19 protein-coding genes are annotated in these 26,721 nt (G+C 63.3%); 12 read left to right on the top strand and 7 right to left on the bottom strand.

Annotated features, from left to right (window positions below):
• Window positions 1–82: 82 nt before the first annotated feature.
• The 3 genes from PLANPX_RS27005 to PLANPX_RS26995 form a co-directional block, all read right to left on the bottom strand.
• Window positions 83–1,702: an RAD55 family ATPase gene (locus tag PLANPX_RS27005; protein WP_152101726.1), complete on the bottom strand. Its 1,620-nt coding sequence runs from the start codon at window positions 1,700–1,702 to the stop codon at window positions 83–85.
• Window positions 1,703–1,809: 107 nt separating this feature from the next.
• Window positions 1,810–2,208 carry a hypothetical protein gene (locus PLANPX_RS27000; protein ID WP_152101725.1) on the bottom strand — a complete coding sequence of 133 codons (399 nt, stop codon included), beginning with the start codon at window positions 2,206–2,208 and terminating at the stop codon, window positions 1,810–1,812.
• 175 nt (window positions 2,209–2,383) lie between these two features.
• Window positions 2,384–3,250, bottom strand: coding sequence for a hypothetical protein (locus PLANPX_RS26995; RefSeq protein ID WP_152101724.1), 867 nt, complete (start codon window positions 3,248–3,250; stop codon window positions 2,384–2,386).
• A 605-nt stretch (window positions 3,251–3,855) separates the two neighbouring features.
• Here PLANPX_RS26995 and PLANPX_RS26990 point away from each other — a divergent pair.
• The 5 genes from PLANPX_RS26990 (at window position 3,856) to PLANPX_RS26970 (ending at window position 14,598) form a co-directional block, all read left to right on the top strand.
• Window positions 3,856–4,410 (top strand): hypothetical protein, encoded by a 555-nt coding sequence (locus tag PLANPX_RS26990; protein WP_152101723.1) that lies wholly within the window; start codon window positions 3,856–3,858, stop codon window positions 4,408–4,410.
• Window positions 4,411–4,669: 259 nt separating this feature from the next.
• The gene (locus tag PLANPX_RS26985; protein WP_152101722.1) at window positions 4,670–7,558 is read left to right on the top strand and encodes an ELWxxDGT repeat protein; all 2,889 of its coding nucleotides are present in this window, start codon (window positions 4,670–4,672) and stop codon (window positions 7,556–7,558) included.
• A gap of 96 nt (window positions 7,559–7,654) precedes the next feature.
• On the top strand, window positions 7,655–10,894 hold the full coding sequence (locus PLANPX_RS26980) for an ELWxxDGT repeat protein (protein WP_152101721.1): 3,240 nt from the start codon (window positions 7,655–7,657) through the stop codon (window positions 10,892–10,894).
• Window positions 10,895–11,186: 292 nt separating this feature from the next.
• Entirely contained in the window at window positions 11,187–12,191 is a 1,005-nt protein-coding gene (locus PLANPX_RS26975; RefSeq protein ID WP_152101720.1) for a YhdH/YhfP family quinone oxidoreductase, read from the top strand.
• A 166-nt stretch (window positions 12,192–12,357) separates the two neighbouring features.
• Entirely contained in the window at window positions 12,358–14,598 is a 2,241-nt protein-coding gene (locus tag PLANPX_RS26970) for a penicillin acylase family protein (RefSeq protein ID WP_152101719.1), read from the top strand.
• Between the two features lie 90 nt (window positions 14,599–14,688).
• Here PLANPX_RS26970 and PLANPX_RS26965 read toward each other — a convergent pair whose 3' ends face one another.
• Window positions 14,689–15,435, bottom strand: a complete 747-nt coding sequence (locus PLANPX_RS26965) for a dienelactone hydrolase family protein (protein WP_172992354.1) — start codon at window positions 15,433–15,435, stop codon at window positions 14,689–14,691.
• 421 nt (window positions 15,436–15,856) lie between these two features.
• Here PLANPX_RS26965 and PLANPX_RS26960 point away from each other — a divergent pair, with 421 nt between their 5' ends.
• The 5 genes from PLANPX_RS26960 (at window position 15,857) to PLANPX_RS26940 (ending at window position 22,068) form a co-directional block, all read left to right on the top strand.
• Complete coding sequence (locus tag PLANPX_RS26960) at window positions 15,857–16,789, top strand: PSP1 domain-containing protein (RefSeq protein ID WP_152101717.1); 933 nt, start codon at window positions 15,857–15,859, stop codon at window positions 16,787–16,789.
• Window positions 16,790–16,939: 150 nt separating this feature from the next.
• Window positions 16,940–17,377 (top strand): Minf_1886 family protein, encoded by a 438-nt coding sequence (locus tag PLANPX_RS26955; protein WP_152101716.1) that lies wholly within the window; start codon window positions 16,940–16,942, stop codon window positions 17,375–17,377.
• Between the two features lie 262 nt (window positions 17,378–17,639).
• Window positions 17,640–17,927, top strand: a complete 288-nt coding sequence (locus tag PLANPX_RS26950) for a co-chaperone GroES (protein ID WP_152101715.1) — start codon at window positions 17,640–17,642, stop codon at window positions 17,925–17,927.
• A gap of 258 nt (window positions 17,928–18,185) precedes the next feature.
• Window positions 18,186–19,283, top strand: coding sequence for a prenyltransferase/squalene oxidase repeat-containing protein (locus PLANPX_RS26945; protein WP_198421822.1), 1,098 nt, complete (start codon window positions 18,186–18,188; stop codon window positions 19,281–19,283).
• Window positions 19,284–19,614: 331 nt separating this feature from the next.
• Window positions 19,615–22,068 (top strand): DUF11 domain-containing protein, encoded by a 2,454-nt coding sequence (locus PLANPX_RS26940; protein WP_152101713.1) that lies wholly within the window; start codon window positions 19,615–19,617, stop codon window positions 22,066–22,068.
• Between the two features lie 23 nt (window positions 22,069–22,091).
• On the opposite strand, the gene PLANPX_RS26935 is transcribed toward PLANPX_RS26940, so the two are convergent.
• Window positions 22,092–23,021 carry a histone deacetylase gene (locus tag PLANPX_RS26935; protein ID WP_152101712.1) on the bottom strand — a complete coding sequence of 310 codons (930 nt, stop codon included), beginning with the start codon at window positions 23,019–23,021 and terminating at the stop codon, window positions 22,092–22,094.
• A gap of 351 nt (window positions 23,022–23,372) precedes the next feature.
• Between PLANPX_RS26935 and PLANPX_RS26930 the strand changes: the two genes are divergently transcribed.
• The gene (locus tag PLANPX_RS26930; protein WP_152101711.1) at window positions 23,373–24,875 is read left to right on the top strand and encodes a hypothetical protein; all 1,503 of its coding nucleotides are present in this window, start codon (window positions 23,373–23,375) and stop codon (window positions 24,873–24,875) included.
• A gap of 152 nt (window positions 24,876–25,027) precedes the next feature.
• Here PLANPX_RS26930 and PLANPX_RS26925 read toward each other — a convergent pair whose 3' ends face one another.
• On the bottom strand, window positions 25,028–25,582 hold the full coding sequence (locus tag PLANPX_RS26925; RefSeq protein ID WP_152101710.1) for a DUF6580 family putative transport protein: 555 nt from the start codon (window positions 25,580–25,582) through the stop codon (window positions 25,028–25,030).
• A gap of 172 nt (window positions 25,583–25,754) precedes the next feature.
• Between PLANPX_RS26925 and PLANPX_RS26920 the strand changes: the two genes are divergently transcribed.
• On the top strand, window positions 25,755–26,000 hold the full coding sequence (locus tag PLANPX_RS26920) for a hypothetical protein (protein WP_152101709.1): 246 nt from the start codon (window positions 25,755–25,757) through the stop codon (window positions 25,998–26,000).
• Between the two features lie 22 nt (window positions 26,001–26,022).
• Here the strand turns inward: PLANPX_RS26920 and PLANPX_RS26915 are convergent, their stop codons facing one another.
• Window positions 26,023–26,544 carry a DUF4430 domain-containing protein gene (locus PLANPX_RS26915; protein ID WP_152101708.1) on the bottom strand — a complete coding sequence of 174 codons (522 nt, stop codon included), beginning with the start codon at window positions 26,542–26,544 and terminating at the stop codon, window positions 26,023–26,025.
• Window positions 26,545–26,721 lie beyond the last annotated feature (177 nt).

Below are 26,721 nucleotides of genomic sequence, written 5' to 3'. Positions count from 1 at the left end.
GTGATCGAAGCAGTAAGTTTTCTAGGTGAACGAAGAACAATCGGCATCGTTTTTAGAAAGCCCAATTTAGCCGAACAGCCGTCTATTTTTTCGGCCTCGAAACCGATCCAATTAACTCCAACTCGCTGCCGCGCAAGACGAGGCGAGGATGCTGTACAAGAGAAATATTATTCTGGAAGTCGACGTTGACTCGCCACCACGCTACGTCCTGCGGCGATATAGAATTCTCTTTAGTCTTGTGATATGCGAATCCCCGGCCGAAGACTGCACGAGGATACGTAAACCCCTGAGTAGCGTTTGCTGAATTATCTTGATTTGTGGGATCGTCTTGATCGTTGAACCATCTCGTGAATCTCTTCGTGCGGATGATCGTATCGAACATCACGCGATGTCGGTGATGCTCCTCTCGTTCAAGAGTGTGTACGAACAGAGAAGTGATGCCGTACAAGCTGAACAATCGCTTCAGGGGAGGAATAAAGTCCTCCCAGTTGCGAATCGCCGCCACATCGTCCACAACGACCCGGTCGTAGTCCCAGGAATCAAAGGCTTCCGCCAATCGCCCTAGAAACGTCTCCATTCCCGAAACGTCCGTCGGTCCCTCTTCGATCGATACTCGAGCTAGCTTACGCTCGCGTTCGTCTCGACTGTCGCCTAAGAACTTTGAGCTATAGTCGGTGAGTATTCGCCTAAACGCCCGCTCATCGGGCCCGAAACAGACCACCAGGGACTTCTTTTCACCCGGCTTGATCAGCGCGGGCTCGAGGAAACGAACTGCAACAAGACGCTTGCGAGTCTGATCGTCCCCGTAAATGAGCGTTGCAGAAGCGGGCGCGATCCCGGGCAAGAATTTGTGAAACGCGGCGTCAGCGGCGAATTGCTCGTTTTCGGCCTTCGGATAACGCCCAACCGGCTCGCGCCGAGCCGCCTTCAGCAGCCTTCTCTCTTCTAGCAACGCAAAGCCATTGGGATGAACTACAGCGCCGCCAGCGCCGAGCTGAAGCGTATGATATCCGGGAATACTACGCTGATAGCGCGACTTCGCCACTTCGATGACGCGCCGCGTGCGGTTCTGTTCCTCATCGACTTTTCGTAATCGCAGGACAATATCGACCGCGAACTCCCGCCAGTCCTGCCAGTTGTCGTCGCGCTCGACCACCATCGCCAATGGAACTTTAATACGGTGCGACACCTCGCATAAATTCTTGAATACCGCTCGCTCCGCAACCAGTTCACGATCGTGCAGCACTCCCATATCGAGTTCGGTCGCGGCGAGCCCATAATCTCCCCACAACGAGTCAATCACCACCAAGCGGCACGGGCCGACCGCAGCGAGTCGGTCGTCGACGTGATCAATTAACGTGCGATTGGCGGCGTCCGAAGACCGCCCAGTCGCCACCGCATACATGGGGTAAAAACTGAAGATGACCCTGTAATTTCCCTTATCCAGCCCCAATTCTTTCGCTTTTATTCGATAGTTCCCGTCCAAGTAAGTCGCTGACTCGACCCCGGAATCGGGACTTAACGCCGTAATGAACTCGTAGTAATCCTCAGGACGCTCTTCCGTGATGAAATACACTACCGGCAGCTCCGCCGGCCTCAATTCAGCCATATATTCGGCATCTATATCCTCAATTGGCCGCGAGACGGCCATTGTCAGAGCCAACGTCGACTTGCCTGCGCCCGGCAGACCGGAGATGAGCATCGACGGACAAGTTCCATCGTGCCTGCGTAGCAACCCGCCTCCGAGAATTTCATCCAATCCAATGATTCTGGTTGAGATGCAACTCGTGCGATCGCCTGCCATTCGATTCAACCTCTAAACGGGGCCGCCGGCCTCGACTCGCGCGCTTCGGCCAGAATGCGCTGCTGCAACCTGATTGGCTCGCTTGCAACCACGCTCTCCCAATCGCTCTCGTCGCTCGACTTGCTGTAGACAGGGTGAGATTCCTGGCTGGAGACGACCTCGGACTCCTTGCCAGACGGCGCTGCCGTTAATCGCAGTCGCACAAACCTCACCACCAGGAAAGTGATCTGACCAAACACGACCAGTGCAACCACAAACAAAGCGGAAGCGACTAAGCCGATCAACAAATCGATCGAGGCCTGACGCGCGGTCGACGCTTCGTACGGCTTACCGGAAAAGAAAGAAACCAGGTAGTTCCCAAGTTGCCCGAAGCAGACGGCCAACGCGATGACGCCGAGCGCCATGAGCGCATTGATCGTCGACTCAGCATGAGAACCGCGACGACTCGCAGTTGCCCCGGCAGCTGGAGCGTCAGAAGACTGCTTAACCTTACCTGTTGGAGCCATCAGGCTAACGCCTTGGGTGAACGGGCGGCTTTTCAATTATCGTCGTTTCAGAGGAGTCTACGCCAACCCCAACTCAACCTCTAGCCATTTCCTGGCCGCTCCCGCCAGACCATTCGATCCTTTCCCCCCATACTACCAAGATAATCGCCGTCGCGACCAGCGAAAGAGACATCCAGACCGGCTCAGCTGTCGCTGCATGCTGGACAGTCGCCAGCAGGGCCTGGATGGTCACCCCTCCCGCGATCCAAAACAGCACCGGCGACCCCAACAAGCAAGCCTCAAGCTCGACGTATGCCCGGCAAACCGCCTTCATGGTGCCATGAAACTCACTATGCAGAATTCCATGGCAGGCATGCTGAAAACAGTGCAGTGTCTCGTGCGATGTTACATCCCGGGCAAATACGCCTCGACTTGAGCACATCGCCGGCAGACTAACGTGCACATCGCCCGCTGCAGCGGGAAGCCACACGCGCGCGCCGAACTGGTGCGATCTGCAACCATCCACAAGCTGGGGCTTCGACTTGTCTATCGTCTCGGTCAGCGCGCTTCGCAAGTGCAACCGATTCCTTGGCTCCTCCACCGGCCGCGCGTTGTTTGCCGCACCTTCCGCCCCCTCGACGTCTCCCGCACCAGAAACATCGCGATTTGCGGATTGACGCCACAGCCACCCCAACTCGTCCAAAGCGCTAAAGATCACCCGGACCGCAACCATCGAAATGGCGATTGACATTCGATAGACCCACAGTCGCTTCGAGTCAACGACGGAATGCATCGCCTCGCGCGCGACGGCAGACTCCTCGCCCGGAGCCGGATGGTAGTCGACGCTCCCGGCGGAACGACCGCTGCTCCGCAGGAACGTTCTTCGCGCATACACGACGCCCCCCACCGCGACTGGCAAAAGAAAAGGCGAAACCACAAGAACAACGCCGATCGCAATCAACGGAGCATTCCTCAGAACCAGCCCGTCCGTAGAGAAGAGGTTGCACGGAGGAGCAGTTGACCGCAAGCGAGGCAGAGTCCCTCCTAACGACTGCACTGCCTTCGCCTCCCAAAACCTCATCCATAAGACGAGAAAAATCAATTGAGAAATCTGCCCGATGAACGCGGTCACATAAAGGTCGCCGCCAGCGCCTAGAAAAAAACACAACGCCGCAGCGTCTACAAGAAAATCCATCGCCAGGTCAGCAGCAGACGAGTTCAAATCGACGCCCCAACAATCAAAACAACCAATTGCAATCCGAACAGTGGGCGTTGACTCTAGGGTTGCTGATTATAGCGCGTCAAGTAGCAGCGACTTCTTTCGTTGACTTTTTCCACTCCCCCACATTTGGGGCGCCGTCGCACTCACCGGAGCCTGCTCGGCACGCGGCCGTCGCCGCCGATGAAATGCAGGGCGAACAAGTCCTCAAGACACGCCAACGCGATGTCCCTAACCCCATATCCGCATTGGCAATACCGCGACATTCTCGATATACTGCCGCCGCATCCTCATTCGCGCCCTTTCAAGTCGCACCCCGCGTCTTATCCCCGTCCATGGACCGAACAATGCTCCTCGCCCGCTCTGGTTGGCGCTTGCCGCTACTCCTCGCCGCCGTCGCCCTTTCGACCGGCTGCGTTCGCGAAACGACCGAAGGCACGGCCCACGTCTTCCAAAACGAGCTGTGGGTGCCCATCGTCACGTTCCTCGGCGGCGTTGCGGCCGCCGTCGGCGGCTGGTTTGTGAAGGCACACTCCGACCGCTTCGGCTGGACGATGATTATCCTCGGACCAATCGCCGCCCTTGGACTCGCCCCGGCGCTGTTTCTCGATCGGGTCGCGATCGACGACTCGGGAATGTCCGCGAAGGTCGGCATATGGGTGTTCTCTGCACCCCTCGAGGTGAAATACGACAATCTCGCTCAGGTGCGGCTCATTAAGGAAGAGACAACCGGCCGCCGCGGCCGGAAGAACGTGAATTATTCGATGCTGTGCGAAAAGAAGAGCGGCGGCGAACCGACGAAGGTGCCGCTAGGCAATCACGTGATCGAAGCCGCGGCTCCCGCCTTCCTGGAGGCGGTGCAGCAGCGCGGCATCCCGATCATCAACGAAACTGGCGAGTAACCTCGAACGCCAGGCCAAGGCCCCGCCGGCAACGTCATCGCGCACACCGCCCCCGGACTGGTCGCTTAAGCGACCAGTCCGAACCCACGCGCGACTCACCCTCGTTCCCACGCTCCGCGTGGTAACGCTCGCCTCCGCCGCTCCGCGGCATTTTTTATTTTCCCGTCGCCGCGAACGTCCAATTCCAGACCATTTGGTTGCTTACTCCCGCAATCTAGCGTAGCCTAGCGATTCATCGCTCCCCGTTGCCGGAGGCCCAGTGCACCACCGCCGTCCCCGCCGCGCCGCTCACGCCACCTCGCCGCTCCGCACCAACGACCGCCTCCAGTTCGAAACCCTCGAACCCCGCCAAGTCCTCAGCGGCGTCGCCGAGCTGCTGCTCGACGTCAACTCCACCCCGGCAGTTACTCCCTACGACGTTTCCGACTACGTCGTGACGGGAAACGTCGCCTACTTCAATTCGGGCGACCTAGGCGATGAACTCTGGAAGACCGACGGAACCCCTGCGGGAACAACGCTCGTTCGCCGCTTCGTCTCCTCCGACTCGCTCGTCAATGTGAACGGCGTTCTCTTCTTCGCCGCGAGCGACGGGTCGAACGGCGTCGAACTTTGGCACACCGACGGCACCACTGCCGGGACCACTCAAGTCAAAGACATTAATCCAGGCGAGTTTGCGTCGCGCCCACAATCTCTCGCCAATGTCGACGGCGTTCTCTACTTCCGGGCGGACGACGGCGTCGGCGGCGTCGAGCTTTGGAAAAGCGACGGAACGGAAGCTGGCACTCAGTTGGTGAAGGACATATATCCGGGAGTCGAGAGTTCGGTGCTCTTCGGAATCGCCGGCTTGAACGGCGCGATCGTCTTCGTCGCCGATGACGGCGTCAATGGATTGGGAATCTACCGCAGCGACGGGACGCAGCAAGGAACCTACTTTCTAAAAAATGTCGCTCCCGTCGTTTCAAGCGTCGAGGTCAATCGACGCGCCTTCGTCGAAGCGAACGGCAAACTCTACTTTGCCGCCAGCGGCTCCGACAACGACGTCGAACTTTGGACGACCGATGGCACGTCGGCGGGCACCACGCGCGTCAAGAATATCAATCCCACTGGCGCCTCCAAACCTTCTCAACTCCTCAACGTCAACGGAACGTTATTCTTCGCCGCGCACAGAACCGGATCTGGCGTCGAACTCTGGAAAAGCGATGGCACAGAGGCCGGCACGATGCTCGTCAAAGACATCCAGCCCGGAGCGGCCGGCAGCGTTGTAGGAAAGCTCGCGGCGTTCGGCGACAAGCTCCTGTTCGTCGCTAACGACGGCATCCACGGGGCGGAACCTTGGATCACCGACGGTGCGGCCGACGGCACACTCTTGTTGGCGGACGTCGCGTTGAACACGAACGATGCTTCTCCTAGCACGCCGGTAAACGTCAACGGCGTCTATTACTTCTCCGCGAACGACGGCGTTCACGGCGACGAGCTCTGGCGCACCGACGGCACCGCCGCGGGAACGCGAATGGTGCTCGACATCGCTCCCGGGGCTCGCTCATCGGCGCCCCGTTATTTCACCAACGTCAACGGCACGCTCTACTTCGTCGCCAACAACGGCGTCACTGGCCTTGAGTTATGGCGCTCCGACGGCTCGGCGGCAGGCACGGCGTTGGTGCGAGAGATATCGCCCGGACTCAGCAATTTGCCGCCGCGTCGTTTGACCAACGTCGACGGCATTCTCTACTTTGCCGTAACCGACGGCGTCGCCGGCGTCGAGCCGTGGAAGAGCGACGGTACGGCCGCCGGCACCGTCATGGTCGGCAACGTTCAGCCAGGCAGCGCCTCGTCGGATCCTTTCGATTTCGTTTCGCTCAACGGGGCCGTTTATTTCGGCGCCGCCAACAATATCTGGAAAACTTCCGGCGACGGAACGCCCCCGACGCCGCTAATCAACCTTGGCGGCATCTCGTCGCCTTCTCAGCTGACGCGCGTCGGCAACCAGTTGTTTTTCAACTTGTTCCGTTCCAACCTCGGCGGTGAACTATGGGTTAGCGACGGAACCGTCGCCGGCACGCGGCTCGTGAAAGATATCCAACCAGGGGCCGGCAGTTCCCTCAACACGCAGTCGCCCTTCGTAGAATGCAACGGAATTCTCTATTTCGCCGCCACGACGAATCAAACGGGAACGGAACTTTGGCGCAGCGACGGTACGGAAGCTGGAACATACCTCGTGCGTGACATCAGCAACGCTGCCGGCTCGCCCAGCAGCTCGCCCCGCTATCTGACGAACGTCAACGGCCAGCTTTTCTTCATTGCTAACGACGGCAAGAACGGCTTCGAACCCTGGCTAAGCGACGGAAGCCCCGCCGGCACTCGCCTCGCAAGAGACATCGCCCCCGGCCCCCTTACCTCATTCCCCTACTACGTGGGTTCTTCGCTTCCTCGAATAGCGGTCATCGATGATTGGCTCTACTTTATCGCACCCTCGAATGACGTTCCTACCATTTTTCGAGTCAACGGCCTTAGGGGCGACGTCGAGTTGCTTACCGACGGCTTTATCAATTCCACCCAACAAGATGGCCCGCGCTGGCTCGCCAACGTCAACGGCAGTCTCGCCTTGGCATACGCGCTGCCGGGCGGCATCGAGTACGGAACTGAAATGTGGCTCCTCAAAGAAACCGCCTTCGCGGGCGCCGGCGACTACAGCACCGACGGCGTCGTCGACGGCGCCGACTTCCTTGCCTGGCAACGCTCTTACGGACAAAGCGCCCCAACGCCAGGAACCGGCGCCGACGGTTCGGGCAACGGCCTCGTCAACGCCAACGATCTGACCGTCTGGAAAGACCACTTCGGCGAAACGACCGTCGCGCCGCCCTCCGTCGCCGCACTCGACGCCGCGTTCGAGAATAGCGACGTTGCCTTTGAACCGCTCGCCATCGCCGCCCCCTCCCCGCGACTCTCCCTCGGCGCCGCGGCGCTCACGCTCCGCCAAGCCGCCACCGTCGACGACGCCGCACGCCCTCAGCGCACCAACCATCGCCAACCGCCAGCCCCAAACCAACTCCCCGCGCCCGCGCTCACGCCCGCCGCCACGCCCCGCTCACTATCCCCTCAGCTCCCCAAAAGCATTCCCCCCGCCGTCAACGAAGCCCCGCAACCGTAGCGCCCGGCCCGCGCCCGCATTCCAGCTGCTTTAATTGTCTGCCGCCGCAATCTAGCGTAGCTTAACGGCTCATCGCTCTTCATTGCCGGAGGCCCCGTGCACCACCGCCGCTCTCATCGCTCCGCCCGCCCGACTTCGCCGCGCATCGCCGGCAACCGCCTGCAATTCGAAACGCTCGAACCACGCCAAGTTCTCAGCGCCGTCCCCGAGCTGCTGCTCGATATCAATTCCATTCCGACGGGGCAGGGCTCGGCTCCGTTGGGGTATGTCGTCAATGGCGACCACGCGCTGTTTTTCACCTCGACCACATCCCCCGCGGAACTTTGGCGCACCGACGGCACGGAAGCGGGCACGACGCGCATCCGCACCTTCGAAACCACAGGCTCCGTACTCGCCAACGTCAACGGCGTCTTCTATTTCGCCGCCAGCGAAAGCTCCAAGAATGTGGAGCTCTGGCGCACCGACGGCACGACCGCCGGCACCTGGTTGGTCAAAGAGATCCGCGCCGGCGGCGGCTCATCGCCCACGGCCCTCACGAACATTAACGGCACGCTCTTCTTCAGCGCCACCGACGACGCAACCGGCACGGAACTCTGGAAAAGCGACGGCACGGCCGACGGCACGGTCATCGCCCGCGACGTTCTTCCCGGGGCAACCACCTCCCAAGCGCTGCCGCAGTTCAATTTGAACGGCGCGCTCGTCTTCACCGCCCGCAACGCCGGCGGCAATTATTCGCTGTTCCTCGACGACGGCTCCGCTGCCGAGCCTACGTTGCTCAGAACCTTCAGCTCGTCATCGTCCAGCGGCCCCTTCGCCAACTTCACGCAAGTCGGCTCAACGCTCTATTTCACCGCCAATCAAGGCATCGACGGCATTGAGTTCTGGAAAACCGACGGCACGGTCGTCGGCACGCAGCGGGTCGCCGACCTCAACCCTTTCGGAAACGACTCTCTCGGTCGGCTGACGAATGTCAGCGGCACGCTCTTCTTCGTCGCCGATCGCACGACAATCGAAGGCGCCGAGCTCTGGAAATCTGACGGCACGACCGCCGGCACCATGCTCGTCAAAGACATTCGCAGCGGAATCAACGCCTCCGACCCAAAGTACCTCTTCAACTATGGCGGCGTCCTCTATTTCGCCGCCAACGACGGCGTGAACGGCGCCGAACTCTGGCGCAGCGACGGCACCGCCGCCGGCACTCTGCTCGTTGAAAATATCAACCCCGGCGCAGCGGCTTCGAACCCCGCCCAATTCGCCAACATCAACGGCACGCTCTACTTCAGCGCCGCCACCGCCGGCGCCGGCGTCGAGTTTTACCAACTCGACGGCGCCAGCGTCGCGCTCATTCGCGACATCCTCCCCGGCGTCGGCTCCTCAAACGCAAGCCGCTTCGCCAACTTCAACGGCCAAATCCTCTTCACCGCCGCCGGCAGCAGCGCCGTCGGCCCCGAACCTTGGATCAGCGACGGCACAGCCGCCGGAACGCGACTCGTCAAAGACGTCCGCATCTCCACCGATGCGTCGAACCCCTCCGTCCCGGTGGAGGTCAACGGCATTTACTACTTCATCGCCTACGACGGCGTGCACGGCAACGAGCTCTGGCGCACCGACGGAACCAGCGCCGGGACGTTTATCGTCAAAGATATCTACCCAGGCGCTAATTCCAGTTTTTCCCTGTCGCCGGCGACCTACTTCGTCAACGTCAACGGCAAGCTCTACTTCGCCGCTAACGACGGCGCGAGCGGCTTCGAACTCTGGAGCAGCGACGGCACCGCCGCCGGAACCACCCTCGTCGCCGAAGCCAATCCCGGCGCCTCCAGCAGCTTTCCGCGTCAGTTCACGAACGTCGGCGGCGTCCTCTATTACGCAGCGAACGACTCCAGCGGCGCCGAACTCTGGCGCAGCGATGGAACCGTCGCCGGAACCATGCGCGCGGCAGACCTCAACCAAGGCGCGGCCTCATCGTCGCCAGGAGACTTCGTCGTCGCCGCCGGTACGCTCTACTTCACGGCCATCACTCCGACGACGGGCCGCGAACTCTGGAAGCTTGCCCCCGGCGAGTCGACGCCCGTCCAAGTCACCAGCTTCGCCGAGGCCACAATCGACGCGACCGCCGCTCGCCTGACCGTCGTCGGCGACAAAGTCTTCTTCCTCATGCGCGACGTCGCCGCTGGCGACGAACTTTGGATCGCCGACTCCGCAGGCGCCCGCCGCATCATCGACCTGCAGCCAACCAGCATCGGCGGCGTTCCGACGAGTATGGTGAACGTCAACGGCACGTTGTTCTTCACGCCTCTCACCCTCGACCATGGCCGCGAGCTGTGGCGTAGCGACGGCACGCCAGAGGGAACGTTCGAAGTCCTCGACATCATTCCCGGCTCTACGAACAGCAGCCCGCTCAATCTCTTCAACTTCAACGGCACGCTTTTCTTCAGCGCTACGACGCCGGCCAGCGGCAACGAGCTCTGGAAAAGCGACGGCACGGCCGCCGGCACGGTACTCGCCGCCGACGTCGCGCCTGGTACGTTAAGTTCTTTTCCCCTCAGCCCCTTCCAAACTCCGCAATACGTCGTCATCGGCGATTGGCTCTATTTCGTCGCCCGACCTCAACTGGCCAACCTAGAAGCGATCTACCGCATCAACAGCTCCTCGTCGCAAGCAGAACTTCTGACGGACGTCTATTCGTTGAGCAATCGACAAACGAAAAATCTCATCAACCTTAACGGCAACTTGGCATTCGTAGGCGGCGAGCGCACCTTCACCGGCTTCGGCGTCGAAATGTATGTTCTCCGCGAATCCGCGACCCCGCAATCCGGCGACTACACAGGCGACGGCGTCGTCGACGGCGCCGACTTACTCGCCTGGCAGCGCAGCTTCAACACCCGCGTCGAACCCTACGGCTCGGGCGCAGACGGCACCGGCAACGGCCTCGTGAACGGCTTCGACCTCGACGTCTGGAAAGGAAACTTCGGCAAGCAAGCGCCCGCCGCGGAATCCGCCGCCGTCATGGCCCCGGCCGCAGGCGCGACGCTTGCCGCCGTCGACGCTGCGTTCACAAGCGCCGACGCCGAACCGCTCGGCGCCGCCGCGCTGACGCTTCACGATCAAACGGCCGTGAGAAGCCACGCCCGCCCCTCCCGCTCCCCACGCCACGACGCACCGATCGCCCCCCCAACGCCGTCAACTCCTCCCCGTTCCTCCCACCCTGCCCCCACTCATCGCACCGCCTCCACCCATCGAACTGAGTCGCTTCAGCGACCAGTCGGCCCCGCCAACACGCTCCCCGCCGCTGAAACGCTCTTCGATCCCCACGAAGAAATCGGGGCCGCCCGCTAACGCCCCGCCGCGTCAACCCCCAAATACCTGCCGCTCATCCAATTTCATTAGCCCCCGGTTCTTCAAACCGGGGGCTCGACCGACATGGCCCGAACGCACCGCTATGCGCCATGCTCTCGCCCCGCAAGGCGTGAGCATGCCGAACCCTCGCAAAGGCTCCACCATGGTTCCACATGGCGACGCTCCGCGACGACATGGCACCCGTCGCGCTGTATAACGACAAGTCACGCTTCGCCGAGCGTCCGTCATAGCGCTCGCCGCTCTCTCTCCGCGCACCGCCGCCAGTTTACCGATGTCGTCACAAAATCACTTCCCCTGCCTCATGGTCCGCCGCAACGCCGCCGGCGCCGTCGCGTGCGGCGTTGAGCAACTCACGATCGACGACCTCCCGCCGGGCGACGTCCTCATCCAAGTGAGCGCCTCGTCGTTCAACTACAAAGACGCACTCGCCTGCCGCGCGCACGAGGGGATCGTCCGGTCGCTGCCGCACGTGCCGGGGATCGACGCCGCCGGCCGCGTCGTCGAAACCACCTCATCCGATTTTCGCCCCGGCGATCCGGTCCTCGTCACAGGCTACGACCTCGGCTCCGCCGCCTGGGGCGGGTACAGCGCGTTCATTCGCGTCCCCGCCGCGTGGGTCGTCCGCCTGCCCGCCGAGCTCACCGCCGAAGAGGCAATGACCTACGGCACCGCCGGCTTCACCGCCGCTCAGTGCGTCGAGCGCATCGTCAATCACGGCATCACGCCCGCAGACGGCGAGATCGTCGTCACTGGCGCCACGGGCGGCGTCGGTTCGCTCGCGGTCGCACTCCTCGCGAAGCTCGGCTACACAATCGCCGCCGTCACCGGCAAACCGGAACAAACGCCGCTCCTCCGCGAACTCGGCGCCACGTCGATCCTCGCTCGTGACGAGGTCGCCGACGCCACCGATCGCCCGCTTCTGAAAGGCCGCTGGGCCGCCGCCGTCGACACCGTTGGCGGCAAGGTGCTGGCAACGCTGCTGCGAAGCACCGCCTACCGCGGCTGCGTCACCGCCTGCGGGCTCGTTGCGGGCGACCAACTGCCGCTCACCGTTTACCCATTTCTCCTCCGCGGCGTCACCCTCTACGGCATCGATTCCGCGAAATGTCCCCGCACGCCCCGCCTGGAGATCTGGCGGCGCCTCGCTACGGAGTGGAAACTAGAACACTTGGAACGCCTCCGCCGCGAGATCACCCTCAGCCAAGTCCCCGCCGCCGTCGAAGAGATGCTCGCCGGCCAAACGCACGGCCGGACGCTGGTACGACCGCATGTTTAGTGCATTGAAGTTCAAAGACTTAACCGCCAAGGACGCCAAGAGCGCCAAGGGAATACAAAAATAATCCCCGCATTTCCTTGGCGCTCTTGGCGTCCTTGGCGGTTCAAAAAAGCAGCTCCGCAAACGTCAAACGTTCCACTTCAAAACCAACCACAGAGAAAAGAAAATGCACGCGACTCTCCGCATTTTCCTCTGTGCTCTCTGTGTGCTCTGTGCTGAAGCATTCCCGGCATTCATCACGGCCGCCGAACCAGACGCGCTCCCCACCGCCGGCGAGCTTGCTCCGCACGTCACCATCCACCGCGACGAGTTCGGCCTCGCTCACGTCATTGGCGACGACGACGAAGCGACCATCTTCGGTTACGGCTACGTTCAGGCCGAGGATTACTTCTGGCAAGTCGAAGACGTCTACATCCTCGCCCTCGGCCGCTACAGCGAAGTCCACGGTCCGCAGGGGATCAACTCCGATCTGCTGAACCGCGCGTTCGAGATTGTTCCCCGCAGCCAGCGCGACTTCGCCGCGCTCGATCGCAAGTCGCAGCGACTCTACGCGGCGTTCGTGGCGGGGATCAACCACTTCCTCGCGATGCATCCCGAAGTCAAACCGCGCATGATCGAGCGGTTCGAACCGTGGCACGTCCTTGCGTACTTCCGGCAAGTCGCGCTCGAGCTTTCGTTCCGCTTCACCGGTCTCTCCGACGAGTTCCTGCCGCGCCGCAATCCGCAAATTTGGGCCGCCACTGGTTCGAACGGCTGGGTCGTCAACGGCGCCCGCAGCGCGAGCGGCCATCCGCTGTTGATGGCGAGCCCCCACATGCCGTGGTTCGGCTTCACGCAGCTCATGGAGTCGCACCTCCAGAGCAAGGGGGGCGTCGACGGCGCCCCGTGGAACTTCATCGGCGCCGGCTTCTACGGTAGCCCCACCCCGGCGATGGGCCACAACGATCGCCTCGGCTGGACGCTCGTCACGAATCGCCCCGACATCGCCGACCTATGGCGGGTGAAGTTCAGCGATCCGCAGCAACCGCTCGCCTACGAGTATGGCAACGACTACCGCCAGGCGGAGGAGTGGACCGAAACGATTCGCGTCCGCAAGTCGACCGGCCTCGAAGATCGCCGCCACCTCTTCCGCAAGACGCATCACGGCCCAATCGTCCAGCGCGAAGACGACCGGACGATGCTCGCCGCACGGATCTCGGGTCTGTTCGAAGCGGTGCCAATGCGGCAAGCCCTCGGCATGATGCGGGCGAAGAACCAAGCCGAGTTCCGCACCGCGCTCGCGCCAATGCAAATGCTGTTCATGAACATCGTCTACGCTGACGCCGACGGCAACTCGTGGTTTCTCTACAACGGCCGCATCCCGCGCCGCAACCCGCGGTTCGATTGGTCGCAGCCGGTCGACGGCGCCGACCCCGCGGCCGAGTGGCTCGGCGTGCACGAACTCGAAGAGCTGCCGCAAGTCTCGAACCCCGGCGCCGGCTTCTTGCAGAACTGCAACTCGACGCCGTTCCAAGTGACCGACGGCGGCAACCCCCAGCCGCAAGACTTCCCCAAGTACATGGTCGGCGACGGCGAGGTTCGCAATCGCCGTTCGCTCCGCTCGCTCGAACTGCTCCGCGGCGTCAACAAGATCACGTTCGCCGACTGGCAGCGACTCGCGTTCGACACCGAAGTTTACTGGGCTCGCCAGGAACTGCCGAAGTACGCCGCCGAACTCGAAAAACTAAAAGCAGCCGATCCAAAGGCGGCTGAGCAAGTGCGACCTTACCTCGAACACCTCCTCGCGTGGGATGGCCGCATCACCGCCGACTCGACCGCAGCGACGCTTTGCACCGCGTGGTACGAACTCCTCTACGGCCCCAGCTACCCGGGCGAAACGATGCGTGCGCAGTTCGTCGACAAGCCAGAGAAGCAACTCGCCGCGCTCGTGCGAGCCGCAGAAGGGCTCGTTGATTTCCATGGCGATTGGAAGGTTCCGTACGGCGAACTCTACCGCTCGCAGCGAACCTCGCGCGTCGCCGATCTCACCGACGCCCGCTTCGTCGACGGCGGCCCAAGTCTCCCCTGCATCGGCGGCCACGGCCCGATGGGCGTCGCGCTCACGCAGTACTACTCGCCGAGCATCGACATCCCGCTGGTGATCTCGCAGCGCAAACGATACGGCATGGCGGGCGTCTCGTACCTCGCCGCGTGGGAGTTCGCCCCCGAGGGCGTCCGCGGCGCGAGCCTTGTCCCCTTCGGCGTGAGCGGCGACCCGCGCTCGCCGCACTACTTCGACCAATCCAAACTGCTGGCCGAGCAACGATTGAAGACCGAACGCTTCACCGAAGCCCAAGTGTTGAGGCATGCCGTCCGCAGCTACCGCCCGGGCGAGGAAGTGACTCCCGCGATGCCTAAAACAGAATGATCTCACGCAAAGGCGCGAAGGCACAAAGAAGAAACTTCTTGCTTGTATTTCCTTTGCGCCTTCGCGCCTTTGCGTGAGATCTGTTTTTAATTAATCAGACTTACGCTGAGCAAACAACCAATCCCAAGTCCCCCGATTCTCAAACGTCGGCGACCAGGAGTTGTGCCCCACGCCGGGGTACTCGGTGTAGATCGGCGTGCCGCCCGCTGCCTTGAGCGCGGCGATCATCTCGCGCGAGAGTTCCGGCTTGATCACGTCGTCGGCGTCGCCGTGGAAGACCCAGATCGGCGTCGACTTGTACGCTCCGACGTTCTTCGGATCGCCGCCGCCGCAAATCGGAACCGCCGCGGCCAGGTAGCCAGGCTTCCGCTCCAACAGATCCCACGTGCCGAAGCCCCCCATCGAGAGGCCCACGGCGTAGAGCCGATTCTCGTCGATCGGATACTCCTTTTTCAGCGATTCAATCAGCTCGAGCGACAGCCCTAACGGCCCGCTCATCTTGTCGGGCTTCGCTTCGTCTCCGTTCCAACGAATCTGCGCCCACACCGCATCGTTCGGGCATTGCGGCACGAGCACGAACGCCGGGTAACGGCGCCGCAGCGTTTCGTCGCCGAGTTCCTTGCCGCCCCAGATGAGCTGCCGTTCGTTGTCATCGCCGCGTTCGCCGGCGCCATGCAGGAACAGCACGAGCGGATACTTCTCCTTCGCCTTGGCGTCGAAGTCGATCGGCTTCAGCAGCCGGTACTTCAACACCTCGCCGTCGGCGCCCTTGAACTCAAGAGCTTCAAACAAGTCGGCGTTCGTTACAGCGGGAGCAGCAGGCGATTGAGCATTCATCGGCAGAGTAGGGGAGAGTGCCAGCAGGGCCACGCACAGGAAAAGTCGGCGACGAAAAGTCAACATCGATCGAGACTCCCAAAGGTGCAGAGAAGGGGAGCCGCCTATCATATCGCCACCCGCCGCTGGGTGACATTCAGAAACAGCAGGAACCGTGCGTAAGAAAGTCTGTGGGAGGGGTCTCTGACCCCGAAGCCGCGCTGAGCTACCACAACTGATTGGTGTAGCGACCGGCTTCGGCGTCGGAGACGCCTCCCACAAACAGAGCCGCAAGCCGCCGGCGGTTCCACCACTTTCTCCGTATTTCCTTGGCGCTCTTGGCGTCCTTGGCGGTTGCCTTTCCCCGGCAAATGCCAGCTCCGCCCGCGCGGCCGTTTATGCGGCATGGCCGCTTCCGGGGCTGCCGGATATACTGCCCTCCATGCCCAAGTACGTCGTGAGACATGGCGTCATGCGAAACCTGAGCGTGCTCGGCACGCGATCAGGCGAGACCTTCGCGCGCGGCATGCAAGTCATCATCCGCACCCAGCGCGGCATCGAGACCGGCGAAGTCCTCTGCGAAGCGACCGAGCACGTCGTCTCCAACATGACCGATCCCAAGGGGGGTCAGATCCTCCACGAGCAATCGGAAGAGGACAAGCGCGAGATCCGTCGTCTCGCCGAGCAGGAAGAACGCGAGCACAAGCTCTGCCGCGACTGCATCGCGCAGCTGCAACTCGACATGAAGCTGATCGACATCGAACGCCTCTTCGGCGGCGAGCGCGTTGTCGTCTACTACCTCGCTGAAGACCGCATCGACTTCCGCCAACTCGTCAAGGATTTGGCGAAGGAATTCCAAACCCGCATCGAGATGCGCCAGATCGGCGTCCGCGACGAAGCGAAGCTGCTGGCCGACTACGGCGACTGCGGCAAACCGGTCTGCTGTAACACCCACCTGTCGGAAATGCCGCCTGTATCGATGCGGATGGCAAAGTTGCAAAAGGCGACGCTCGACCCCAGCAAAATTTCGGGCCGCTGCGGACGGCTAAAATGCTGCCTCCGCTATGAGTTCGACGTCTATCAGGAGCTGCAAAAAGACTTGCCGCCCGTGGGGGCCCAGATTATCACGAATAAAGGGAAGGCTCAGGTGCTCGCCCAGGAGATCTTGGCGGGCCAGCTTCTCGTGCAGATGGAAGACATGCGTCGAATCATGATCGACGCGTCCGACGTGATGACCGTCCTCAGCCGCAGCGGCGGAGGCGGTCGCGGCAAACCGAAGCCAGCGCACGGAGCACAAGAGCAAACAGAAGACAACGGCGGCGGCGTAGCCCAGGCAGAGCGACCGGCCGATGAAACGCCGGGCAATGAAGAGTAAACCACGAAGGAAAGCGGGCCCCTTAGAGCGTTCGCAACTTCGTGGTGAAGAACCAGATTCAGCGCTCCCCACCAGAGAACCTGCCGTATAATTCACCATAGAGACGACGAGCACCCGCACGGCCGCGCGTCGACTTCCTCGAGACCACCAATGCTTGACCCCGCTCACCCGATTGCCGAACTGTTGCGGCACGACCGGCGTTACCACTTCGACGCCTACGTGTTCGTCTTCGAATCGCTGCGCTTCGCCCAAGAGAAAATGGGCCTCGGCGTCGATCCCGACTTCGATGCCGACGACTCGGACGAGCAGCCCGAACGCCACGTCACCGGGCAGCAACTCTGCGAAGCGATGCGCCGTTACGCCCACCAGCAGTACGGCTACCTCGCCAAGCAGGTCCTCAACCACTGGGGCATCCGCCGCACCGGCGACTTCGGCGAGATCGTCTTCAACCTGATCGAGATCGGCCAAATGCGCAAAACGCCTGACGATCGCCGCGAAGACTTTGACGACGTCTTTGAATTCGACGAAGGCTTCCAACACAGCTTCCAAATCTCGGCGGCCGACGCCTTCGAGGAGCCGCGGTCGTGAGTCGCCGCAAGGGCTCGAAAGTCGCCCCGCCCGCTGCTCCCCTCCGCCCGCGGGGGAGCCGATTCCAGCTCATCCTGTCCAGCCTGCTACTGGTCGGTTGGCTACTTTTCTTGGCGTCGATGGCGGTAACCGCTTGATATCGACCCTCCATTCAGTGTGAAATGGAGCCCTTGTCGCCCTGACGCGGCCCCTCGCCGGGATTACCGGCCGAGACACGCTCCGCGAAACCGACTCGAACCTCATTTAGATTGAGCCTACCGCCATGAAAGTTGTCCCCCTGGGCGACAAGTTAGTTGTGAAGCGTCTCGAGTCGGCGGAGAAAACGGCGGGCGGAATTCTGCTCCCCGACGCGGCGCGCGAACAGCCGCAACAAGGCCGCGTCCTGAGCGTCGGCGACGGCCTGATGCTGCCCGACGGCACCCGCGCCCCGCACGAAGTGAACGAAGGCGACCGCGTCGTCTTCAGCAGCTACTCGGGCGCCGAGGTGACGATCGACGAGGAGAAACTGCTGATCCTCAACGCGGACGACATCCTGGCGATCGTCCGCTAGAAGCAGCCACCGGGGTCGCGCGCACCGCGGGGCAGTGGCCGATTTGAGGGGTTTGTAATTCCGCACTTATGGCGGGATAATCTACGCACGGCCATCCCTAGCCCCGGGCTTCGCCCGGGGGTCTGCTTCCACTCCGGTAGACGTTGCCGCGCGTTGCGCAACCCCCGGGCAGAGCCCGGGGCTAGAATGCGGCAGCGAGTTCAGGCGCGCCCTACTCGCACTAATCCCTGCGCGTCCTTTGACTTCAAGGAACGAACCATGCGAATCGTCGCTCTTCTCTTCGCAGCATCGCTGATCATCAACTCGCTTGATACAGCGTCCGCCCAATCGGCGACGGCCGCCGCGCCGACCGCCCAGCAACTCGTCGACCGCGGCGTCGAGTTCCTGCGCAAGTCGCAAGCCGACGACGGTTCCTTTAGCAAGCAAGCCGGCCCCGGCATCACGGCGATCGTCGCGACTGGCCTCCTGGAGAACGGCATCCCCGCGAGCGATCCCACGGTCGCCAAAGCGCTCGACTATTTGAAGACCTTCGCCCGCACCGACGGCGCCATCGCCGCCGAAGGGTCGAAGTACAGCAACTACGAAACCTGCATGGCGATCCGCGCGTTCAAAAAGGCGAACGGCGCCGGCAAATACGACGAGCTGCTCAAGAACGCCGGCGCCTACGTGAAGCACATTCAGTGGGACAGCGACGAAGACCACCCCGAGTCGAGTGACTTCTACGGCGGAGCAGGTTACGGCGGGCACGCTCGCCCCGACCTCTCGAACACCACCTTCCTGCTCGACGCCCTCCAAGCGCTCGACACGCCCGCCGACGACGAAGCGGTGCAGCGGGCCCTCGTGTTCGTCTCCCGCTGCCAGAACCTGCCGAGCAAGTACAACGAAACAAAGTTCCCCGCGCTCAACCCCGACGGCGGCTTTTACTACACGATCGCCCAGGGAGGTTCGAGCCAGGCCGGGGCGCTCCCCAACGGCGGCCTCCGCAGCTACGGCTCGATGACCTACGCCGGCCTGAAGAGCATGCTTTACGCCGGAGTCGACAAGGACGACCCGCGCGTGAAAGCAGCCGTCGAGTGGCTGCAGCAGCACTACTCGCTCGAAGAGAATCCGGGCATGGGCGACTCGGGCCTCTACTACTACTTCCACACGTTCGCCAAAGCGCTGAGCGCCTATGGCGAGTCGTCGTTCGCCGAGAAAGATGGCGACAAGCACGATTGGAAGAGCGAACTCGTCGCAGCGCTGGCCGCCCGCCAGAAAGACGACGGCAGCTGGGCCAACGCGAACGAACGCTGGCTCGAGGCCGATCCGAACCTCGCCACGGGCTACGTGCTGCTAGCACTCTCCTACGCGAAGTAAGTGGGCAGTGGGCAGTGGGCAGTGAAATGCTGTCACGCTAGCACGCCCATCTCATTTTGTGGGAGGCGTCTCCGACGCCGAAGCGGCGTAACGGGACAGCGTCGGCCTGCAGTGGTAAGCGTAATCGGCGTCGGAGACGCCTCCCACAGTCGCTCCAAACCGCAACTGCTCTTCACCCCTGCGCAGCGATTTGGTACCACCCGACGCCTCTGCCGAACTTTCGGCAGCGTAACCATTTGCCTGCGCTGAAGATTTCCCGCCTCTGCACGGATTGGCAGAGCGATCTTCCGCCGCAGTCGCGACTCGCTAATCGACCATCGGGGTTCTTGGTATGGAAACCATCTCCGCACCCGCGCCGCGCCGTCTCGTCAGCCGCCTCATTCCCTGGACGCTCGCGTCGGGAGTCTTCGCCGGCGGCGGCTTTGGCGTCTACCACTTCGCCGTGCCGGCCACGGCGCCGCGCGGCGATCAGCAAGCCGTGGAGGCCGTCGACCCCTTCGCTGCTCCCGCTTCGGCAGGACAGAGCGAGCAAATCAAACAACTCTTCGCCGCCGGCCCCGAGTCTGCCGCGTATCCAGCCGAAGCATCAAACAACCGTTACGCTGCCGCGCCCATGCCGGCTCCGCAAGCGCCAGTCGCTGCGCCCGACGCCGACGAAGTCGACACGCCGCGCAGCGCCGCCGAACTCGCCCCCGCTCAGAATCCCTTCGCCGCCGCGGCCCCGGTCGACATGACGCCGAACGCGGCCGAAGTCACCCGCGGCCAAGAGCCCGGCCCGAACAAGCTCCGCACCGCCTCGCACACCGCTCCTGTGAGCGAGACGCCGGCCCCCTCGGCTGAAGCCGCGGCGCCGTCGAATCCGGTGGCATTGTCATCGAACCCATTCCAATCGGGCGGCCGCTACGGCGAAGCCGCCCCGGCGCCGGCCCCCGCTCCCGAAGCGAGCGCCGCCGCAGCCAACGCTGCCGCCGCCTTCGGCCCCGCCGAGACGACGCCCGCGCCCCACGAACCAACGCTCGCCGAAACGCCAGCCCCAGCCCCTGCCGCGACGCCGATCCCGGCGGAGTTCCAACCACAGCCCGCGCCGGAGATTCAGTCGTACCACGCCGACGCTCCGGCTCCCGCCGCCGTTGCCGCTGCTGAACCGACAATGGCCGCGCCGCCGGCGAACCCCTTCGGCGCTCAAGCCGCCGCGCCGATGGAAGTCGCTTCCCGCACTGAGCCGTCGTTCGCCAACGAAGTCTCGCAATCCGCGAATCAGCTTCGCGCTCAACATCACGCCCCCGCAAGCGCTGCGGCCGAGCAACCGGCCGCCCAACATCCCGCGGCACTGCAACCGTCAACCGATATCACGCCGACGCCAACTCCCGGCCTCGCCGCCGCCGATGGTTCGGGCCAACCGGGCAGCCGCGACCTCGAAGGGCTGCAAAGCCCCGCGATCACTATCCAAAAGCAAACGCCGACTGAAATCCAAGTCGGCCGTCCGTGCAACTTCGCCGTCCGCGTGCAGAACAACAGCAAGCAAACGGTGCAGGGCGTGCAGGTGCACGACGAGGTGCCGCTCGGCACGCAACTCGTCGGCACGGCGCCCAAGGCGCAGGTCGCCGGCTCGCGCGTCCAGTGGGATCTCGGCGCGATGGCGCCAGGCGAAGAGCGTATCGTCGAGATGCAACTCCTGCCGAAGACCGAAGGCGAACTAGGCAGCGTCGCCACCGTGACGTTTGCCGCGCAAGCCTCAGCGAAGGTCCGTTGCACGAAGCCTGAACTCGCCCTGCGCCTCACCGCGCCGCCGCGCGTGATGGCTGGCGAGAAGCAGCTTGTCCAAATCGAAGTCTCGAACCCCGGCAGCGGCGAAGCGACCGGCGTCATGCTGCTCGAAACGATCCCGGCCGGCGTCTCGCACGAAGCGGGCCCGGCGCTCGAGTTCGAAGTCGGCTCGCTACTACCAGGCGCTTCGAAGCAACTCGACCTGCTGCTCACCGCCGAGGAAGCGGGCCGCATCGTCAACACGATGACCGCCCGCGCCGACGCGAGCCTCGAAGTCCAAGCGAGCTGCGAGTTCGAAGTCGTCGCCCCCGCGCTCAAGGTTTCAATCGACGGCCCGAAGATGCGATACCTCGATCGCCCGGCCACCTACACCGTCAACATCGAGAACCCCGGCACCGCCTCGGCTAAGGAACTGGAGATCATCACGAAGCTGCCGCCAGGGCTGAAGTTTAAGGAAGCGAACAACCACGGCGAGTACGACGCCAAGTCGCACAGCGTCCACTGGAGCCTGGCCGAACTCCCCGCCAACGAGCGCGGCACGATCCAGCTCACGGCGCTCCCCGTCGAGCCGGGCCAGCACACCGTGCAAGTCGCCACCCGCGCTGACCGCGGCCTGGAAGATCGCACCGAAACGAGCCTCACCGTCGAAGGTCTCGTGGCTCTTTCGTTCGAAGTGAAGGCCTCGGAAGGCGCCGTCGAAGTCGGGCGCGACACCTCGTACGAGATCACCGTCGTCAACCAAGGTTCGAAGGCTGCGGCGAACGTCCAAGTGCAGGTCGTGATGCCGCAAGGCTTGCGGGGCGTAGCCGGCAACGGCGCCACGCAATCGCAAGTGCTGCAAGACCGCATCGCGTTCGCGCCGATCCCGCAACTCGCGCCGCGGGCTGAAGCGAAGTTCCAGGTCCAGCTCCAAGGCCTGCAAGCGGGCGATCAACGCGCGAAGATCATGGTGCTCGCCGACGAAGTGACCGAGCCGATCACGAAGGAACAGAGCACGCGGGTGTACTCTGATCAGTAAGAGGCCTACGGGCGAAGCTGTCGCTAAGTCTGCAGCCCCGCCAAATGCACCGCCACGCACTCCGCCAGCACCGGCGGGTTGTAGCCTCCTTCGAGCACGCTGACGATCCGTCCGGCGGCGTAGTCGTTAGCGACGGCGCGGACCGCACTCGTCAGCTCGGCGAAGTCTTCGGTCTCCAAGCCGAGCGAACCAATCGGGTCGGCGGCGTGGCTGTCGAACCCGGCGCTGATCAGCACCAGCTGCGGCTTCATCCGCGCGGCTAACTCGATGAGCTCGCCAGTGAACCGCGCGAGATACTCGCGGCGGGGCGTGCCGAACGTCACCGGCAGGTTCCGCGTGGCGCCCAGGCCGTCGCCATGTCCGGTTTCGTCGGCGGCGCCGGTGCCGGGCCAGAAGGGCCAGCGGTGGCTCGAGAAGACGCCGACCCGCGGATCGTCGTAGAATAGGTCCTGCGTGCCGTTGCCGTGGTGGACGTCCCAGTCGACGACGAGCACGCGATCGAGCTGGAACTCGTCGAGGGCCAGCCGGGCGGCGACCGCGACGTTTCCCACCAGGCAGAAGCCCATCGCCCGGTCGGCCAAAGCGTGGTGACCTGGAGGCCGGACGAGGCACAGAGCGGTCGCCTCCTCGCCCCGCAGCACTCGGCGAGTGGCGTCGCAGGCGGCCCCGGCGGCCAGTCGGGCGACCTCGTAGGAAGCGGGTGACACGACCGTGTCGGCGTCGAGCCGTCCCCCGCCGCGGAGGCAGAGGGCCTCGACCGACTCAAGATAATCGCCGTCGTGCACCGCCAGGAGTTCCGCTGGGCTCGCCGGCTCCCAGACGGGCCGGCGGGAGGCGGCGGCCAGGCCTGAACTCTCCAGCCGGGCGGTGATGTGCTCCAGCCGAACCGGCGATTCGACATGCTCGCCCGTGCGGTGCTCCAGGAACCGAGGACTGGCGTAGAGGAGGGGCATGGCGACTCTCGCGGAATGGCTGACCGACTGAAGACTGGACAGGAATACAGAATCAGACGGATCGACAGGATACAAGCAGGTCGATCAGGTTACCCCCTCGGCACTCCATCCAGTCGATCCGTGAAATCCTGTAATCCTGTCAAAAAACCTACGCAGGCCACCAGTCGCAAAAGGCCCGAGTTTCCGGTCTCCAAGTTGGCGAAAACCCCCGAGAAAACAGCCCTTAGCTTGACATTCGCGAAGCCCCGTGAGTAGGGTGGATCGTGGACCGATTCGCGCCATTTGCCAATGCTCATCCGCCCTCCTGGGCGATGGAGACGCGGAGCCGGAACTCAAGAGGAGATCGAGGTCATGACCCGCACAGGTCGTTCGCGCTGGCAATCTATCGTCACCCTGGCCACGCTTGCCGTGGGCTGCGCGACGGCGCTCACTGCTTCGGCGCAATCGTACCGCGCTCTCAAGCCGATCCCGCTCGCGCAGGCGAAGGCGATTTCTGGCAAAGTGGCGACGATCCTCCGCAACACGACCGATCCCAGCGCAGATGATACGAAGACGCTCAATGAGTTCTTCATGAAGTACATCTTCCCGTCGATGACGGTCTACGATCCGCCCGAAGCGCTCGGCCAGATCGCCATCACGCGCGACCAACTCTTCACCCGCTATATCAACACGGCCAAGTCGCAGGGCGCCCGCGACTACCTCACGTCGAATACGCTCAAAGCGATGGATGCGATCGCGAAGGGGTACTACCATCCCGCGAGCCGCTACAACGCCGTGCTGATCATCGGCCAACTCAACGATGCGGCCGGCAAGCCGCTGCCGGCAGCCACCGAGCCGCTGCTCGCCATCTTAGAGAACACGGAATTCAAAACCGGCAACGCGACCGTCGAAGTGCCGACGGCCCTCAAGCTCGCCGCGATGATCGGCCTGCAACGCCGCGTCGACGGCATGGATCCGGCATTGGCCGCACGCGTTACCAAAGCGGCGACGGCCATCGCACTGCTGAAGGAAGCCCCGGAAGATGCGCCGCCGGAAGCGTACGGCTGGGTCCGCAAGCAGGCGGCCAAGCTGCTCGCAGCCCAAGTCGCGAAGAGCATGACGCCGCCGGTTCAAGAGACCTTCGTGGCACTCCTCGCCGACAAATCGATCCACCTCGACGACCGTTGCGGCATCGCTCAGCTATTGAAGCCTGAGATGTATACGGCGGCTCAGGGACTCGACGTCGAAGCGATGACCAATGCCCTGGGTGAGCTGTCGAAGCAAGTCCTCTCGCTCGAAGCCGACGACGCCAAGAAGTTCGAAGACGAGTTCTACAAGAACGGGGGCGGCGGTTTTGGTACGGGCGGAGGCGGCATGGGGTTTGGCCGTGGCGGCGGTGAAATGGGCATGGGCAACTTCGGGATGATGCCTGAAGATCTCGGCCCCAAGTACGAGCGCCGCCGCATGATCGACCGCCTGCTCGCCGTCGCCGACGGCGCCTCGGCCGTGGCTGCTGGCGGCACGGATGAATCGAAGGCGAAGCTCACCGAACTTGCCGCCTCGCTGCGCGGCGTTGCCGAGGGTTCGGCCCCCGACAACGTGAGCGAAGTGCAGATTGCTCCGGAGGTCCGCAAGCTGGCGGTCAGCGTCAACAAGATGGTGACCACGTGGGCCCCGGCTGCTGCCGCCGGCGACGACGCGGCGATGGAAGACGAGTTCGGCGCCGAGGCCGCCGCCGATGAGCCCGCAGACGAAGCGGCCGATCCTGCCGGCGACGCTGAAGCCGCGCCGGCTGGCGCGGACGCGGTGGAACCTGCCGCCGATAAACCCGCCGCCGAAGCGCCGGCGGCCGAAGTTCCCGAGTCGGCTGGTTAGTTGGCAATCCGACGCGTCACTCGCGCAGTCTGTGCTGCAACCACTATAGCCCCGGGCTCTGCCCGGGGGTGGGCATGAAGTAGGGACGGCGCACCATCCATCGGCGTGGTGCGCGACCCCCGGGCGGAGCCCGGGGCTAGACGCGATGCGGCTTACTTCCGCTCGATCGGCTGCTCAAGCCCTTGCGGCTGCAGCAGGTGAGCCGCCGCCAAGCAGGCCGTCATCAACGCGATGTAGCAAACATCGCCCGCCAGCATCGTGCGATAGAAAGGCAACGCTTTCGCATAGCTTTCCATCAACCCGGCAACCGTCGGAGCGTAAAGGCTCTTCGAAGCCCACACGGCGAAGTTGGTGACGAGGTAGAACATCGTCGCCGGAACGAAACCGCACATGCCCCAGAACGCGGCGCGGCGCCAGCCTTCTTGATTGCGGGCAGCGCGGCCGAGCATCAGCGGCACGATCGCCATCAGGTGCACCGACAGCTGCACTTGCCACGCGTCGTGCGACGGTAGCATGAGGTCGGAGACGACCAACAGCGTCGACGGCAACAAGATCGCCGGCAACCAGCTGCGGAAGTAGAACGCCCCGAGCGCCGTCACGGCCGCCAGCGGCGTGAAGTTCCACGCCGGCTCGGCCCAACGTCCGACGACGCCAAAGGCCAGCAGCAGGGCGAAGATCAACAAGTCGCGACGCGTTTCTCGGTTCATGGCAGATTCAACTACGTTGGGAGGCGGCAAAATTGGGCAGCGTCAAAAAAGGGCCGCCGCAGGCAGGCGATTCTACCCCGGTTTCGCAAACTGCCACAAGCCGGAGCCCGTACGGCCCGCTGATTTGGAATTGGCCGCGGCTGGGGCTAAAATTGGCCTGGAGGATATCCCTATGATCGCCGACGGCTCGACCGAACTTCAGCAGTTTCACGACTTTCTGGGCAAGCGGCTCGCGATGGGAGACGCTGCCGTTTCGGTTGAGAGTGCGGTCGACGATTTTCGCCAGTATCAGCAAGAACTGGCAGATCTCCAGAGCAAGCTGCAGGTTGCCGAAGCTCAGAGTGCCAGGGGCGAATCGGCTCCGTTCGACGCCGCAGCGACAAAGGCGGTACTGCAGGCTCGCCTCTGCTTAGCATGACGTACCGCGCGTACATCGCGCATCACTCCGGACGCTTGAAAACCCACAAGACGCGCTCGCCCGCCGCCAGCGGCTGGACTTCGTAGCTCACCTGGGCCTTCCGTCCGCCGACGTCATAAACCCAGAATCGGCCGTCGGCGCCCTCGTTCGCCACCCCATCCAGCGAGGTCAGGAAACTCATTTCCTCCTTGCCGGTGTGGGTGAATTCGATCCCGGGGCGGAACTTCTGGGCTAGCCGCATCAGGTCGCCGACGGTCATGCCCTCGTGCCAGGGGAGGGCGGCGATCTCGCGGCGGGCGCCGTTGCCGTAGCGGATTTCGAGCGAGGCGGTCTCGACGCCCGGCTCGGGAGCGGCGGTGAGGTTCTCGGCGCCGGCGGCAGGAGTCGCGCTCGGCGGACCTTCGTGCGAGCTGTTGCGAAAACTCACCAACAGCCAGCCAGTCGTCGCGAAGGCGACGGCCAGGACGAGCGGCAGCGCCCAAGGGCGGCCGGTAGGCGAAGTGGACGGAAGTTGGCTGACTGGGCTCGGGGCGGGGGTTTCCATAGAATGCCAACATACCAGCGGCTCGCGGCGGGGTGAATTGACGCCTCGAACGCGGCGGGGCAGGGGAGAGCACCACAACGGCACGACGATCACGACGAAAGACGGGGAATAAGTTCATTTTCTCTTCTCTTCCTCACGTTGTGTCCGTCGTGCCGTTGTGGTGAAAACCTTTTCTCC

The sequence above is a fragment of the Lacipirellula parvula genome, from assembly GCF_009177095.1.
Classification (GTDB): Bacteria; Planctomycetota; Planctomycetia; order Pirellulales; family Lacipirellulaceae; genus Lacipirellula; species Lacipirellula parvula.
This window is presented reverse-complemented; position numbering and strand designations above follow the sequence as displayed.

Bases quoted from the DNA above. Each gene is read 5' to 3' on its own strand.
- PLANPX_RS26920 (WP_152101709.1), top strand. From the start codon at position 25,755: ATGATCGCCGACGGCTCGACCGAACTTCAGCAGTTTCACGACTTTCTG.
- PLANPX_RS26990 (WP_152101723.1), top strand. From the start codon at position 3,856: ATGCTCCTCGCCCGCTCTGGTTGGCGCTTGCCGCTACTCCTCGCCGCC.
- PLANPX_RS26925 (WP_152101710.1), bottom strand. From the start codon at position 25,582: ATGAACCGAGAAACGCGTCGCGACTTGTTGATCTTCGCCCTGCTGCTG.
- PLANPX_RS26945 (WP_198421822.1), top strand. From the start codon at position 18,186: ATGCGAATCGTCGCTCTTCTCTTCGCAGCATCGCTGATCATCAACTCG.
- PLANPX_RS26965 (WP_172992354.1), bottom strand. From the start codon at position 15,435: ATGAATGCTCAATCGCCTGCTGCTCCCGCTGTAACGAACGCCGACTTG.
- PLANPX_RS26960 (WP_152101717.1), top strand. From the start codon at position 15,857: ATGCCCAAGTACGTCGTGAGACATGGCGTCATGCGAAACCTGAGCGTG.
- PLANPX_RS26970 (WP_152101719.1), top strand. From the start codon at position 12,358: ATGCACGCGACTCTCCGCATTTTCCTCTGTGCTCTCTGTGTGCTCTGT.
- PLANPX_RS26975 (WP_152101720.1), top strand. From the start codon at position 11,187: ATGTCGTCACAAAATCACTTCCCCTGCCTCATGGTCCGCCGCAACGCC.
- PLANPX_RS26955 (WP_152101716.1), top strand. From the start codon at position 16,940: ATGCTTGACCCCGCTCACCCGATTGCCGAACTGTTGCGGCACGACCGG.
- PLANPX_RS26940 (WP_152101713.1), top strand. From the start codon at position 19,615: ATGGAAACCATCTCCGCACCCGCGCCGCGCCGTCTCGTCAGCCGCCTC.
- PLANPX_RS26950 (WP_152101715.1), top strand. From the start codon at position 17,640: ATGAAAGTTGTCCCCCTGGGCGACAAGTTAGTTGTGAAGCGTCTCGAG.
- PLANPX_RS26915 (WP_152101708.1), bottom strand. From the start codon at position 26,544: ATGGAAACCCCCGCCCCGAGCCCAGTCAGCCAACTTCCGTCCACTTCG.
- PLANPX_RS26935 (WP_152101712.1), bottom strand. From the start codon at position 23,021: ATGCCCCTCCTCTACGCCAGTCCTCGGTTCCTGGAGCACCGCACGGGC.
- PLANPX_RS27005 (WP_152101726.1), bottom strand. From the start codon at position 1,702: ATGCTCATCTCCGGTCTGCCGGGCGCAGGCAAGTCGACGTTGGCTCTG.
- PLANPX_RS26930 (WP_152101711.1), top strand. From the start codon at position 23,373: ATGACCCGCACAGGTCGTTCGCGCTGGCAATCTATCGTCACCCTGGCC.
- PLANPX_RS27000 (WP_152101725.1), bottom strand. From the start codon at position 2,208: ATGGCGCTCGGCGTCATCGCGTTGGCCGTCTGCTTCGGGCAACTTGGG.